13 protein-coding genes are annotated in these 14325 nt (G+C 72.5%); 9 read left to right on the top strand and 4 right to left on the bottom strand.

Going from position 1 to position 14325, the window contains the following annotated elements; genetic code table 11:
- Together DW297_RS01605 and DW297_RS01600 are read right to left on the bottom strand one after the other, a co-directional pair.
- Positions 1-1130, bottom strand: a 1130-nt coding sequence (locus DW297_RS01605; protein WP_136028762.1) for a hypothetical protein, incomplete at its 3' end; no start/stop codon positions are given.
- Entirely contained in the window at positions 1127-1912 is a 786-nt protein-coding gene (locus DW297_RS01600) for a glycosyltransferase family 2 protein (RefSeq protein ID WP_136028761.1), read from the bottom strand. The genes DW297_RS01605 and DW297_RS01600, both read right to left, overlap by 4 nt.
- A gap of 60 nt (positions 1913-1972) precedes the next feature.
- Here DW297_RS01600 and DW297_RS01595 point away from each other — a divergent pair, with 60 nt between their 5' ends.
- Complete coding sequence (locus tag DW297_RS01595) at positions 1973-2416, top strand: GtrA family protein (RefSeq protein WP_136028760.1); 444 nt, start codon at positions 1973-1975, stop codon at positions 2414-2416.
- A gap of 17 nt (positions 2417-2433) precedes the next feature.
- On the opposite strand, the gene DW297_RS01590 is transcribed toward DW297_RS01595, so the two are convergent.
- Both DW297_RS01590 and DW297_RS01585 read right to left on the bottom strand, forming a co-directional pair.
- The gene (locus DW297_RS01590; protein WP_136028759.1) at positions 2434-3897 is read right to left on the bottom strand and encodes a polysaccharide biosynthesis tyrosine autokinase; all 1464 of its coding nucleotides are present in this window, start codon (positions 3895-3897) and stop codon (positions 2434-2436) included.
- 103 nt (positions 3898-4000) lie between these two features.
- Complete coding sequence (locus tag DW297_RS01585) at positions 4001-5365, bottom strand: polysaccharide biosynthesis tyrosine autokinase (protein WP_136028758.1); 1365 nt, start codon at positions 5363-5365, stop codon at positions 4001-4003.
- A 71-nt stretch (positions 5366-5436) separates the two neighbouring features.
- On the opposite strand from DW297_RS01585, the gene DW297_RS01580 reads away from it, so the two are divergent.
- From DW297_RS01580 to DW297_RS01545, 8 genes are all read left to right on the top strand, one after another.
- Entirely contained in the window at positions 5437-6603 is a 1167-nt protein-coding gene (locus DW297_RS01580) for a hypothetical protein (protein ID WP_136028757.1), read from the top strand.
- 88 nt (positions 6604-6691) lie between these two features.
- Positions 6692-8566 carry a polysaccharide biosynthesis protein gene (locus tag DW297_RS01575; RefSeq protein WP_206251697.1) on the top strand — a complete coding sequence of 625 codons (1875 nt, stop codon included), beginning with the start codon at positions 6692-6694 and terminating at the stop codon, positions 8564-8566.
- Positions 8563-9693 carry a DegT/DnrJ/EryC1/StrS family aminotransferase gene (locus tag DW297_RS01570; protein ID WP_205814426.1) on the top strand — a complete coding sequence of 377 codons (1131 nt, stop codon included), beginning with the start codon at positions 8563-8565 and terminating at the stop codon, positions 9691-9693. Before DW297_RS01575 ends, DW297_RS01570 begins: the two co-directional genes overlap by 4 nt.
- A complete protein-coding gene (locus tag DW297_RS01565) occupies positions 9690-10310 on the top strand; it encodes a sugar transferase (protein WP_136028756.1) in 621 nt (206 codons plus the stop codon). The genes DW297_RS01570 and DW297_RS01565 overlap by 4 nt, the downstream gene beginning before the upstream one ends.
- Entirely contained in the window at positions 10303-10968 is a 666-nt protein-coding gene (locus DW297_RS01560; protein WP_136028755.1) for a NeuD/PglB/VioB family sugar acetyltransferase, read from the top strand. The genes DW297_RS01565 and DW297_RS01560 overlap by 8 nt, the downstream gene beginning before the upstream one ends.
- Positions 10965-12185: a glycosyltransferase family 4 protein gene (locus tag DW297_RS01555; protein WP_168442768.1), complete on the top strand. Its 1221-nt coding sequence runs from the start codon at positions 10965-10967 to the stop codon at positions 12183-12185. Before DW297_RS01560 ends, DW297_RS01555 begins: the two co-directional genes overlap by 4 nt.
- A complete protein-coding gene (locus DW297_RS01550; protein ID WP_136028753.1) occupies positions 12182-13234 on the top strand; it encodes an SDR family NAD(P)-dependent oxidoreductase in 1053 nt (350 codons plus the stop codon). The genes DW297_RS01555 and DW297_RS01550 overlap by 4 nt, the downstream gene beginning before the upstream one ends.
- On the top strand, positions 13231-14325 hold the full coding sequence (locus DW297_RS01545) for a polysaccharide biosynthesis C-terminal domain-containing protein (RefSeq protein WP_136028752.1): 1095 nt from the start codon (positions 13231-13233) through the stop codon (positions 14323-14325). Before DW297_RS01550 ends, DW297_RS01545 begins: the two co-directional genes overlap by 4 nt.

Raw genomic sequence — 14325 nt, 5'->3', positions numbered from 1 at the left:
CTGCCGCCCGCGCGGACGAGCCCGCGGCGCGGCAGCCGCGGCACCGCCCACAGTGCGACAGCCGCGAGCACCGGGAAGAACGCGAACACGCCCGGCGCGGGGTGACGCACCCACAGCGGCAGCCGCGACGCGGTCGCCCACCAGCCCACGAAGGCGAGCGCCCCCACCAGAGCCGCGAGGGCGTAGGCGATCACGATCCGCTCCTCCGCGGTGGCCGAGCGCCAGCGCCGCACCACCCCCGCCACCACGAGCACGAGGGCGAGCACGGCGGCGACCACGGCCAGCACCCCGGGCAGCGACCACGAGTCGGCCAGCGTGCCGAGCTTCTGCAGGACGGAGGTCGCCGCGTCGCCCTGTCCGCCGCTGCGCACGAACCGCACGAGCGCCCGCAGGTGCTCGACGAACCCGGCCGGCCCGAGCGACAGCAGTGCCGCGAGCTCCACGAGCGCGGTCGGCACCGCGACCAGCAGCAGCGGAAGCCACGCGCGGCGCAGCGTGTCGCGCAGCCGCGCCCAGCCCGTGCCGTCCGACAGCACCCACAGCGCGACCGCGAACGCCGGCAGCACCAGCAGCGCGATGAGCTTCGCCTGCACCGCGAGCCCCACCAGGAGCCCGGCCAGCCAGGCGCGGCGGGGAAGCACGACCAGGGCCCACACGATCAGGGCGGCCGCGGGGATCTCGCCCAGCAGATCGGCCGGCCCCTGGATGGGGGAGACACCGGCGCTCGCGGTGAACGCCAGCGGCACGGTCATGGCGACCAGAGCCGCCCACCGTCCGGCGATCCGCCAGCCCAGCACACCCAGCCCCGCCAGCAGCAGGACCCAGAACGCGAGCGGCACGAGTCGCGCGGCCAGCACCGGGTCCATCCCGGTCGCGAGGGTCGCGGCGACCGGGAGCAGCACGACGGGGCCGGTGGAGATCCGCGGGTCGAACGGCGTGATCGTCGAGCCGGACAGCGCGCCGTCGCTGGCGTAGCCGAGCCCGGCGAGCAGATTGCGCGGCACGGTCAGGTTGAACGCCTCGTCCTCCCAGAACCGCCACACCGTGAGACTGTGCCAGGCGAGGATCGCATGTCCCGCCAGCAGGGCGACCGCGGCCGCCCAGAACAGGATCGTGCGCGCCCGCGTCATCGGGCGACGGGCTCCGGGCGTCGCACGGCACGCAGCGGGGCGGACGGCCGCAGCGACAGCTCCCACGCTTCACCGAGCGCGGCGCGCACGAACAGGCGCAGGCGCTTGGGCGGCAGGGTCACGCCGGCGCCGCGACCCCACATGGTGCCCGAGGCGGACTCGCCGCGGCGCGGGATGCTGGCGACGCGGAGGTAGCGCACGCGGAAGCCCGCCCTGGCCTCGGCCAGCGAGAAGTGCACGTGCGGCACGGTCGCCTCGGCCGGGACCGCGTCGAGCAGCACGCGCAGGGCATCGGGGCGGTAGGCGCGCAGCGGTGTGTTCACGTCGGGGATGCGGCGTCCGGCGGCGAGGGCGATCAGCAGGCCGACCGCGCCGGTGAGGCTCTTGCGGTACCAGGGGTCGGTGCGGCCGTCGCGCACGCCGTGCACGACGTCGGCCTGCTCGGCCAGGAGCGCGCCGATCAGCCGCGGGAAGTCGCTGCCGAGGAACTGCCCGTCCCCGTCGACGTGCACCAGCACCTCGGGGTCGGCGGCGAGGCCGGCGCGGTAGGCGGCCAGGGCGGTCGGGCCGTGGCCGCGGTTCGCCGCCTGCACCTCGACCGTGGTGTCGGCGACACCGTCGAACACGGCCGCCGTGGTGTCGGTCGACCGGTCGTCGGCGATGTGGAACGAGACGGTGTCGGCGAGCGGGGCCACGGACGCGCGGATCTCGTCGACGAAGCCCTCGATGCCCTCCGCCTCGTTGTAGGCGGGCATGACGATGGCGAGATGGCGGAGAGTCACGGGGTCCTCGGATGGGGGTGGCGGGGCGCGGAGGCGTTCAGGAAGTAGCCTAGTTGAGCCATGAATCCTCCCTCACGACTGCGCCGCCTCGCCGGCGTCGGCAGCCGGTTCCTCGTCGTCGGTGCCGTCAGCACCCTGATCGAGGTCGGCGTCTTCAATCTTCTCGTCTACGTGTGGGGGTGGGACGTCGTCGCGGCCAAGATCGTCGCGTCCCTCGTCGCGCTGATCAACGCCTACATCGGCAACCGCGAATGGACGTTCCGGCACCGGGACCGCCGCGGCCGGGTCTCCGAGGTGATCCTGTTCCTGGCCGTGAACGCCGCGTGCACCGCCCTGGGCGCCGCCCTGGTATGGGTGGGGGTGGAAGCCGTGGCCGGCATCCTCGGTCGTACCCCCGGCGCCATCGCCGTCAACGCCGTGAACCTCACGAGCATCGTGATCGTCGTGGTGCTGCGCTTCCTGCTCTACCACGGCGTGGTGTTCCGGGTCGCTCCGAAGAACTGACCCGCCGGCGCCTGCGCTCAGGCCCGCACCCTCGCGGGCTTCCCGGTGCGCGAGGTGCGGGTGCGGCCGCGCTTGGACGCATGCCGTCCGGCATGCACCGGGGTGCCGTCGGACTCGTGCGTCGCACCGTACGTGTAGGCGCCGTAGCCGTAGCTGTCCGGACCCTTGGTCGGGAGCATGGTCACCACGATGCCGAGCAGGGCGACACCGGCGGTCTCCAGCGCGCGGACCGCGCCGGACAGCTCCTGCTTCCTGGTCTTGCCCGACGCGGCGGCGAGGATGACCCCGCGCGTCTTGGCGCCGACCACCGCGGCATCGGTCACGAGCAGCAGCGGGGGCGCGTCGATCAGCACGTAGTCGAAGTACTCGCCCAGCGACGCGAGCACCTGGTCCATGGCGGCCGATCCGAGCAGCTCGCTCGGGTTCGGCGGCACCTGGCCGCTGGGCAGCAGGTAGAGGTCGCTGGTGCCCCACTTCTGCAGCGCATCGGCCACGTCCATGCGACCGATCAGCACGTCGGTCAGGCCCGCACCGCCCTCGATGCCCATGTAGTCCGCGACGCGGGGGAGGCGCAGGTCGCCGTCGACGAGCGCGACCCTGGCTCCGGTCTCCGCGAGCGCGATGGCCAGGTTGGCGGTGGTGGTGGACTTGCCCTCGCCGGGCCCGGCGCTGGAGACCACGAAGATGCGCGGACCGGCGTCGAGGTTCAGGAACTGGAGGTTCGTGCGGAGGCTGCGGAAGGACTCGGCGCGCGGGCTGCGCGGGTCGGCGTGCACGATCAGCGGACGCTTGGTCGCCTCCGGGTCGTACGCGATGCCGCCGAGCACGGGCCGCTCGGTGAGGGCCTCGATGTCGTGGAGTGTGTGGATGCGGTTGTCGAGCACGGTGCGCAGCATGGCCACCGCCACACCCAGGGCGAGTCCGATGATGCCGCCGAGGATGACCAGCAGCCGCACGTTCGGGCTGGTGGGGGCCGTCGGCACCTCGGCCGGCTCGGTCACGGTGATGCGCACGGGGCTCACGGCGTCTTCCACCGCCGGCTGCTCGAGCGTGTTCTGCACCGCGTCTTGGAAGCTCACGGCGACCGCGTTGGCGATCTCGGCCGCGCGTTCCGGGTCGCCGTCGGTCGCGCTCACGTCGATCAGCACCGTGTTCAGCGGGGTCGTGGCGGTGATGCGGCCGCTCAGCTCGGCGACGCTGTCGTCCAGGCCCAGCTCCTCGATCACGGGCTCGAGCACGAGCGCGGTGCCCACGACGTCGACGTAGCTGGTCACCATCTGGCGCGCGAACGTCGTCCCCTGCACGAGGTCACCGGTCGCGGCGCCCTCGGTGCGCACCGACACGTACAGCTGCGTCGAAGCGACGTACTTGGGCTGCTGGAGAGCCGCGTACCCGGCACCGCCCGCGAGGCCGAGGAGGAGCAGGACCAGGATGAGGATCCAGTTCCGGTGCAGGATGCGCACATAGTCGCGAAGTTCCACGCGGCAGATTCCTTCTGTTGCTGGGCGGCTCCCGGACGACGGTGAACCGCAGAGTCAAATCCCGTCATTCTCCCACAGCGCGGGCGCCGTGCCGGACGGAGCGTCAGCGTGGCGCCGCGGCGGCGTACGAGGTCTGGGCGTTGTGCTCCCTGCGACCGAGCGGGGCCTTGGTGAGCACGGTGCCGAGCACCCGGGCGTCGACGGCCTCGATGCTCTTCGCGGCGGCGGCGAGTCGTCCGGCCTGCGTCGCCCCGGCCGCCGCGATCAGGATCGCCCCGGTGGTCACCCGGGCGATCACGGCGGCGTCGGTCACGAGCAGCAGCGGAGGGGCGTCGATCACGACCACGTCGAACGCCTCGCCCGCCGCGTCGACGAGCTGCTGCATGGCGGGGGAGCCGAGCAGCTCCGCGGGGTTCGGCGGCAGGGAACCGGCGGGCAGCAGGAACAGCGAGCTGCGGCCCCAGCGCTGCACCACGTCGTTCAGGCGCACGCGACCGGCGAGCACGTCGCTCAGTCCGATGCCGCCCTCGATCCCGAAGTAGTCGGCGACGCGCGGCAGCCGCAGGTCGGCGTCGATCAGGGCGACGCGGTGCCCGGCGTCGGCGAACGCGAGCGCGAGGTTGGCGGCGGTGGTCGACTTGCCCTCGCCCGGCCCGGAGCTGGTGACCACGAACACGCCCCTGCCGTCCTCGAACAGGAAGCGCACGTTGGTGCGGAGGCTGCGGTACGCCTCGGCGCGTGCGCTCTGCGGAACGGAGCTGACGGCCAGCGGACGGTCGGCGGTGTCGGGGTCGAGCGGGATCCGCCCGAGGAGCGGGACGGGGAGGGCCGCCTGCACGTCGGCATCGGTGCGCACCCGCTGATCGAGCAGCGAGCGCAGCAGGGCGACCGCCAGGCCGACCGCGAGACCGACGAGCCCGCCGACCACGAGCATCAGCTGCGTGTTGGGCGCGACCGGTGTGGTGGGCACCTGGGCGGCCTGCAGCGTCACGATGTGGATGGTGTAGGAGGTCTCCTGCTCCCGCAGTTCGAGCGTGTCGGAGACCACGGCGGAGAAGCTCTCGGCGATGCCGTTCGCGATCCGTGCGGCCTGCCCGGGGTTGGTGTCGCTGACCCGGATCGAGAGGATCGCGCTGTTGAGCTGGGCGGAGGCGTCGGCGGCGGCCGCGAGCTCGGCCCGGTCCACGTCGAGGCCGAGGTCGTCGATCACGCGGTCGAGCACGATCGAGCTCGTCACGACGTCGCGGTAGGTCTGCACGACCTGGTTGGCGTAGCTCGTGGCGAGCGCGCGCTCGGTGGGGCTCGCGGTCTCGCCCAGCTGCACGGTGACCATGACCTCGGTGGTGGCCTGGTAGCGCTGCGGCGTGAGCATGGCGATCAGGGCGCCGACCGACACTCCGATCACGGCACCGGCCAGGATGATGACGAGCTGGCGGCGCAGGATCCGGAGATAGTCCTGGAACTGCATGGTTCTCCCGTGCTCGGTCGTGCGGATCGGGGGTATCGTCTCCTGAGACTACCCACTCCCCGAAGGGCAGCATGACGGCACTCCGCGATCTCTTCCCCGATGGTCCGCGCTCGGATCACCGCGCGGACGTCGTGCTCGACGACACCCACACCCGGTGGCGTCTGCGCGAGATGATCGGCGAACCGCGCCGCTCCGAGCCCGCACGGGCGCCGCTCGCGGACACCAGGGAGCTTGCGCGCATGGCGGAGGCCGCCGCGCGTACGGCCGTGCCGTTCACGGCGGAGTCGCCCCGATCGGCGCGCGAATCCCGGCGGCAGCGCCGTCGCCCTGATCTGCTGACCACGGCCGCCGCCGCCCTCGCCGTGCTCGCGGTCGCCGCGGCCGCGACCGTCGGCGGGATCCAGGCAGCGACCGCGAGCCCGGCGGCGAGCGCCCTCGAATCCCTCCAGGCGGACGAGGCCTCCATCCAGAACGCGCACCAGGCGTTGACGTCGGCCCGCGACACCCTCGTCGCCGACATCGGGACGCAGACGGCGGAGGCGACCGCGCTGCGCACCGCCATCGTCGACACCGCCACGGTGCCCGATCCCGCGTCGTCGTCGGACGACGACGTCATCGCGGTGGCCGATCCGGCCCTGGAGGAGGCGGCCGTCGCGGCCCTCGACGGGTACCTCGCCGCGCTCGCCGCGGTGACCGTGCCCGAGCTGCCCGCCGAGTATCGCCGCGCCGAGATCGACGAGAACTCGCTCGTCGACGTGGGGCAGGCGATCGACGACGCACAGGGCGACCTCGACGCGCTCGACCAGGCGACCGCGGAGATGCGCACGATCCGCACGGCGTTCGACGCGCTGCGCCCCGCCGCCACCCCGGCCGTGACCGCGTACCTCGCGTCGTCCGTGCCGGCGGCGGCCGAGGCGACGGCGGATCGGCAGCGGGCGGAGGAGTCGTTCCGCACCGCCGTGACCGACGCCGCCGCGCAGGTCGCCGCGTCCGACCCGTGGACGCCCGGCGGGCAGGCCGCGCTCGTGGCGTACCGCGACGCGTTCGCCGCGCTGCTCGACGACCAGTTCCGCGCGGAGGTCGAGCAGGAGCGCGCCGACACGCAGCGCCGTCAGGGCGGGCAGTCCGGCGGGCAGCAGGATCAGCCGTCGGACGGCTCCACTCCGCCGCCGTCCGACACCACACCCGGGACGGGCGAGGAGACGCCGCCCGACGGCCAGGCCCCGCCGGCCGGCTGAACGACGGCACTAACGCACGGACCTGCTCGTTGCCTGTGAGACCATATCTCCAGGGGAGTGAAGAAAGTCCGGAGGGGGCGACACACTCGTGAGCAAGAAGGACGCGGCGGGCGACGTGTCCACCGGCGAGATCGCGATCCTGTCGGAGGGCTCGGTCACGCAGCGCCGACGACGCCGGTTCGCCGCGATCGTCGACGGTCTGGCGTGGAGCTTCGGCGTCGTCATCGCGATCGCCCTGCGGTTCGAGCTGCAGATGGACGCGGACTCGTGGATCGCCGCCGTCGTGCTGGCGCTCGTGGCCGGAGCCATCCAGATCGTGGTCGGGTACGCCACGGCCCTCTACCGCGGACGCTTCACCTACGGATCCTTCGACGAGGTCAGGACGCTCGCGCTGATCGTCGTGATCGAGGCGCTGCTGCTCTCGGTGGTCCTCATCCCGGTCGGCCCCCTGGTCGGCATCCCGCGCGGCACCCTCATGCTCGCGTTCCCGTTCGTCCTGCTGCTGATGTTCGGGGTGCGCTACGCCGCGCGCCTGGTGATCGAGCGCTCCCGCAAGCCGGGCGCCGACGCCGAACCCGCGCTCATCATCGGTGCCGGCTTCATCGGCGACAAGCTGCTCGCCAACATGACCACCGACCCGAACTCGCCGATCCGCCCCGTCGGGCTGCTCGACGACGACCCCGACAAGCGCAACCTGCGGCTGCGGGGCGTCGCGGTCGTCGGCACCACGCGCGAGCTCGCCGACGCGGCGCAGCGCACCGGCGCCAAGCTCGCCGTGATCGCGATCGCCCGCGCCGACAGCACCCTGCTGCGCACGCTCGCCGACCGGGCCGAGGCGGCCGGCCTGCGCGTGGCCGTCACGCCGACGCTGGAGATGATGACCTCCGGCGAGAAGGCGCTCACCGACGTGCGCGACATCAGCATCGAAGACCTCATCGGCCGGCACCCCGTCGACACCAACGTGGAGCTGATCGCCGGATACATCACCGGACGGCGCGTGCTGGTGACCGGGGCGGGCGGTTCGATCGGCTCCGAGCTGTGCCGCCAGATCGCCAAGTACGGCCCGCGCGAGCTCATCATGGTCGACCGCGACGAGACCGGACTGCAGGTCGCGCAGCTCGGCACCGCGGGGCACGGCCTGCTCGACACGAACGACGTGGTGCTGGCCGACATCCGCGACACCGACACGCTCGACCGCATCTTCCTGGAGCGGGAGCCGGAGGTGGTGTTCCACGCCGCGGCGCTCAAGCACCTGCCGATGCTGGAGCAGTACCCCGACGAGGCGTGGAAGACCAACGTCCTCGGCACGCTGAACGTGATCAACGCGTCCCGCCGGGTCGGCGTCTCGACGTTCATCAACATCTCCACCGACAAGGCCGCCAACCCCACGAGCGTGCTCGGGCACTCCAAGCGCGTGGCCGAGAAGCTCACGGCGTGGGCGGGGGAGGACACCGGCATGCGGTACCTCTCCGTGCGGTTCGGGAACGTGATCGGCAGCCGCGGATCGATGCTGCCGACATTCCAGCGCCTGATCGCCGAGGGGCGGCCGATCACGGTCACGCACCCGCAGGCCACGCGGTACTTCATGACGATCCCCGAGGCGTGCCAGCTGGTCGTGCAGGCGGGCGGCATCGGCCGGGCGGGCGAGGTGCTGATCCTCGACATGGGGGAGCCGGTGTCGATCCTCGAGGTCGCCAAGCGCATGATCGCGATGTCGGGCAAGAACATCGAGATCGTGTTCACGGGGCTGCGTCCCGGCGAGAAGCTGCACGAGGAGCTGGTGGGTTCGCGCGAGAACCTCGAGCGCCCCTTCCACCCCAAGGTGTCGCACACGCGCGTCGACACCATCACGCCCGAGCGGCTCGACAAGGAAGGGTGGATGCGGCGGATGTTCTCGAGCCCCCGCGTCAACGACACCGTGACGATCGAGCCCGTACGCATCGGAAAGGCACCCCAGGAGTGAGTGAGCGGATCTACATGTCGTCGCCGGACGTCGGCGAGGCGGAGGAGCAGGCCGTCGTCGCGGCCATGCGTTCCGGGTGGATCGCTCCGCTCGGCCCCGACGTCGACGCGTTCGAACGGGAGCTCGCCGACCGCGTCGGGGTGGCGCACGGCGTTGCGCTCAGCTCCGGCACGGCCGCCCTGCACCTCGGGCTGCTGGCGATGGGCGTGCAGCCGGGCGATGTCGTGCTCACGTCGTCGATGACGTTCGCCGCGACCGCCAACGCGATCGTCTACACGGGTGCGGAGCCCTACTTCATCGACGCGGATCCGCGCACGGGCAACATGGACGCGGCGCTGCTGCGCGAGGCCCTCGCCGAGCTCCGCGCCGCCGGGGAGCGGGTCGCGGCGATCGTGCCGGTCGACCTGCTGGGCAAGGCCGTGGACTACACCGCGATCCTGGCGGCCGCGGAGGAGTACGGGGTGCCCGTGCTGTCCGACGCCGCCGAGTCGCTGGGCGCGAGCCACGCGGGTCGCGCGACCGGCAGCTTCGGCCGCGCCTCGGTCGTATCGTTCAACGGCAACAAGATCATGACCACCTCGGGCGGCGGGATGCTGCTGACCGACGACGGCGAGCTCGCCCAGCACGTGCGCTACCTCGCGACGCAGGCCCGGCAGCCGGTGGTGCACTACGAGCACACCGACATCGGCTACAACTACCGCATGAGCAACCTGCTCGCGGCGCTCGGACGCGCCCAGCTCGCCCGGCTCGACGCGATGATCGCGCGCCGCCGGGAGATGCGGGAGCTGTACAAGGAGCTGTTCGCCGATGTCGACGGCGTCGAGGTGTTCGGTGCCGATGGTGACGAGCACGACAACGTGTGGCTCACGTCGATCCTGGTCGACCCCGACGTCACGGGCTGGGAGCCGTCCGAGCTGGCCGCCGCCCTGACCGCCGACAGCATCGAGAGCCGTCCGCTGTGGAAGCCGATGCACGCGCAGCCCGTGTTCGCCGACGCCAGGCGCAAGAGCAGCGGCGCGTCGGAGCGGCTGTTCGCCCGCGGTCTCACGCTGCCCAGCGGCTCGGCGCTCACCGACGCCCAGCGCGAGCGCGTGGTCACGGCCATCCGCGGCTTCCTGGACCGATGAGCGCGCGGTTCCGCCCGTACGACGCGGTCAAGCGCGCGCTCGACGTCGTGGTCTCCGCGGTCGCCCTGGTGCTGCTGTCGCCGGTGATCGTGGCGACGGCCGTGCTCGTGGCGGTGCGACTCGGGCGGCCCGTGGTGTTCGCGCAGCCGCGACCGGGGCGCGACGGCCGCCTCTTCACGCTCTACAAGTTCCGCTCGATGCGCCCGGTCGACCCGGCGCGCGGGTGGGTGACCGACGCCGAGCGCCTCACGCCGTTCGGGGCCCGGCTGCGCTCGACGAGCCTGGACGAGCTGCCCAGCCTGTGGAACGTGCTGCGCGGGGACATGAGCATCGTCGGCCCGCGGCCGCTGCTGGTCGAGTACCTCGACCGGTACACGCCGGAGCAGGCACGGCGGCATGAGGTGCGCCCCGGCATCACCGGGCTCGCGCAGGTGACGGGACGCAACGCGGTCACGTGGGAGAGCCGGTTCGCGCAGGATGTGCGGTACGTCGACCGGCGCAGTGTCGGGCTCGACCTGCGGATCGTCGTCGCGACGGTCGGCTCTGTCGTGCGCCGGGACGGCATCTCGGCCGACGGGCACGTGACCATGAGCAGGTTCGGAGAGACGCATGACTGAGCGGATCGTGGTGCTGGGAGCGGGCGGCTTCGGTCGCGAGACGCTCGACGTGCTGGAGGCGATGATCGCGGCCGGCGCGGACCTCGAGCTGGTCGGCGTGGTCGATGCGGGACCGCGGGCCGTGGAGCTGGAGCGCCTCGCCGCGCGCGGGGTGCGCTTCCTCGGCGGGGAGGACGAGTGGCTGCCCGCTGCGGACGGCGACGAGCGGTTCGTGGTCGCGATCGGCGCGCCGGAGATCCGCCGCCGGGTCGCGGAGCGGCTGCGGGCGTCGGGGCTGCGCGCCGCCACGCTGATCCATCCGAGCGCCGTGATCGGCACGCAGGCGCAGGTCGGGGAGGGCGTGGTGATCACGGCCGGCGTGCAGGTGTCGACCAACGTGACCCTCGGCGACCACGTGCACCTCAACCCCGCGTGCATCATCGGACACGACGCGGTGCTCGCCGAGCACGTGTCGGTCAACCCCGGCGCGATCGTGTCGGGCAACGTCACCGTCGAGACCGGCACGCTGCTCGGCGCCGGTTCCGTGGTGCTGCAGGGGCTCACGGTGGGCGCTGGTGCCACGGTCGGCGCCGCGGCCTGCGTCACCAGGGACGTCGCCGCGGGGACCACGGTCGTCGGGGTCCCGGCGCGCGAGCAGGCGAAGGACACCGACGCGTGAGGGTCCTGATCGTCTCGCAGTACTATCCGCCGGAGGCCGTGCCGCTGCCCGCCGACCTCGCGCACGGCCTCGCCGAGCGCGGGCACCGGGTGAAGGTGCTCACCGGGTTCCCGAACTACCCCACCGGCGCCGTGTTCCCCGGGTACCGCCAGCGGTGGCGCACCATCGAGCGCGACGGCGACGTGCAGGTGTGGCGGGTGCCGCTGTACGCGGACCACTCGCAGAGCGCCGTGCGCCGGCTACTCAACTACGCGTCGTTCGCGCTCAGCTCTGCGACCGCGCGACGCCTCTCCCGCGGGGCCGACGTCGTGTACGTGTACGCCACGCAGATGACGGCCGGCTTCGGGCCGTGGCTGTGGCGCGTCACCGGCGGCCGCCCCTACGTGCTGCACGTGCAGGACCTGTGGCCCGACTCGATCGTGGGCTCGTCGATGGTGACGGGCGGCACCAAGGCCAGGGTCGTGTCGGGAGCCCTGGGGCCGTGGCTGCGCAGCGCCTACCGCCGGGCGGGTGCCGTGATCGGGATCGCGCCGACCATGGTGAGCACGCTCGTGTCGCGCGGGGCTCCGGCCGAGCGCACGCACCTCGTGTACAACTGGGCCGACGCGGGCGAGCCGGTGACCTCCGCGCTCCCGCCCGCCGACGAGCACCGCGCCGCCGTGGTGTACGCGGGCAACGTGGGCGACATGCAGGACCTCGCGACCGCGGTGCGCGCCGCCCACGCCGCCGCCGACGCCGGGGTCGTGCTGACCATCGTCGGTGACGGCGTTCTCAAGCCCGAGCTGCGGGCGCTCGCGGACGAGCTGGGTGCCGACAACGTGCGCTTCCTCGACCCGGTGCCGCGCGAGCGCATGGCGGAGGTGTACGCGGCCGCCGACTACGCGCTCGTGTCGCTCAAGGACATGCCGGTCTTCCGCGGCACGATCCCGTCCAAGCTGCAGGCCGTGCTGTCGGCCGGCCTCCCGGTCATCACGACCGTGCAGGGCGATGTGCGCGCGCTCGTGGAGGGTGCGGCGGCCGGGCTGACCGCCGAGGCCGAGGACGTAGGCTCGATGGCGGACGCCTTCCGCGCCGCCGCCGCCCTTCCCGCCGAGGAGCGGGCCGCGATGGGCCGCCGCGGCCGCGACCTGTACGACACCAGCTTCTCCCGCGAATCCGGGATATCCACGATCGAACGGCTGCTCACGGCAGCGGCGAAGGGAACGGGCACACGATGAGCGACTCCTACAACGGCGCGCGGGTCCTGGTCACGGGCGGCACCGGCTCGTTCGGGCACACCGTGGCGCGCAAGCTGCTCGAGCGCGACGTCGCCGAGATCCGCATCTTCAGCCGCGACGAGGCCAAGCAGGACCTGATGCGGCACGAGGTGCGCGATTCCCGGCTGCGGTTCTACGTGGGCGACGTGCGCGACTACGACAGCGTGGAGCGGGCGACCCGCGACGTGGACTTCATCTTCCACGCGGCCGCGCTCAAGCAGGTGCCCTCGTGCGAGTTCTTCCCGATGGAGGCCGTGCGCACCAACGTGCACGGCAGCGAGAACGTGGTGCGGGCCGCCGACCGCAACGGCGTCTCCTCGGTCGTGGCGCTCAGCACCGACAAGGCCGTGTACCCGGTGAACGCGATGGGCATGTCGAAGGCGCTGATGGAGAAGGTGGCGCAGTCGCACGGGCTCAACAACCCCAACACCGCCACCACCGTGTCGTGCGTGCGCTACGGCAACGTGATGTACTCGCGCGGCTCCGTGATCCCGCTGTTCATCCGCCAGCTCCAGTCGGGCGGGAACATCACGGTCACGAACCCCGACATGACCCGGTTCATGATGTCGCTCGCGCACTCGGTCGACCTGGTCGAGTTCGCGTTCCGCAACGCGCAGCAGGGCGACCTGTTCGTGCGCAAGGCGAAGGCCACCTCGATCGGGAACCTCGCCCAGGCCGTGCTCAACCTGTTCCGCTCCGACGCGAAGGTCGAGGTGATCGGCACCCGCCATGCGGAGAAGCTGTCGGAGGCGCTCGCCACGCGCGAGGAGCTGTCGCGCGCGCGGGACATGGGCGACTACTTCCGCGTGGTGGCCGACAACCGCGACCTCAACTACAGCGTGTACTTCGAGGAGGGCGACGTCGCCCAGAGCCGCTTCGAGGACTACGACTCGCACACGGTCGAGCAGATGTCGGTGGGCGAGGTCGAGGAGCTGCTGCTGACGCTGCCCGAGGTGCGCGCCGAGCTGCGGGCCGCGGGACTGCCGGAGACCCGCGGGACGCAGGCGTGACCCGGTTCGCGGTCACCGGGGCCGGCGGGTTCCTGGGCTGGCACCTGCGCGGCGCGCTGCTCGAGGCGGGCGTCGAGGTGGCGCCGATCGCGCTCGGTGCGGGCGTCGATGCGACCGCCGCGACCACGGCGGTCGACGGTGCCGACCGGGTGATCCACATCGCCGGGGTCAACCGCGGCACCGACGAGGAGGTCGGCGACGGCAACCTCGCGTTCGCCGAGCAGGTGGCCTCCGCTCTCCGGGCCGCCGCGAACCCGCCACCCGTGGTCGTGTTCGCGAACTCGATCCAGGCGGGCAACGGCTCGGTGTACGGGGAGGCGAAGGCCCGCGCGGCCGGGGTGCTCTCCGCGGCGGCGGCCGAGATCGGCGCGGAGTTCGTCGACGTGCGGCTGCCCAACCTCTTCGGCGAGCACGGCCGTCCGTTCTACAACGCCGTCACCGCGACGTTCAGCCACCTGGTCGCCGCGGGGGAGAGCCCGGTGGTCGAGCAGGACAGGGAGCTCACGCTGCTGCACGCGCAGGACGCGGCCGACGTGCTGCGCGGCGCGCTGCCGGTGGCGGGGATGGCCGGGCGCGAGCGCCACGAGACCGTGTCCGGGCTGCTCGCGCGGCTGCAGGGATACGCGGAGCTGTACCGCCGCGGCGAGATCCCGAGCGTCGCGGACGACTTCGACCGCGACCTGTTCAACACGTACCGCTCGTACACGTTCCCGGCGCAGTCGCCGATCGACCTCACGCGGCACGCCGACGCCCGCGGCTCGTTCTTCGAGATCATCCGGTCGCACGGGGGGCCCGGACAGTCGTCGTTCTCCACCACCGTGCCCGGCGTGACCCGCGGCGACCACTTCCACCGCCGCAAGATCGAGCGCTTCACGGTGCTGCAAGGGCGGGCCCGCATCTCGCTGCGCCGCCTGTACTCTGAGGAGGTCGTGTCGTTCGAGGTCTCGGGCGAGGCGCCGGGCGCGGTCGACATGCCGACCCTCTGGGCGCACAACATCACCAACATCGGGGACGACGTGCTCTACACCTCGTTCTGGACGAACGACATCTTCGACCCCGCGAACCCCGACACGATTGCCGAGGCAGTGTGA

This window comes from Microbacterium sp. PF5, from assembly GCF_004794315.1.
In the GTDB taxonomy this organism is placed as follows: domain Bacteria; phylum Actinomycetota; class Actinomycetes; order Actinomycetales; family Microbacteriaceae; genus Microbacterium; species Microbacterium sufflavum.
Note: the sequence above shows the minus strand (reverse complement) of the source record. Positions and strands in the feature narration are given on the sequence as shown.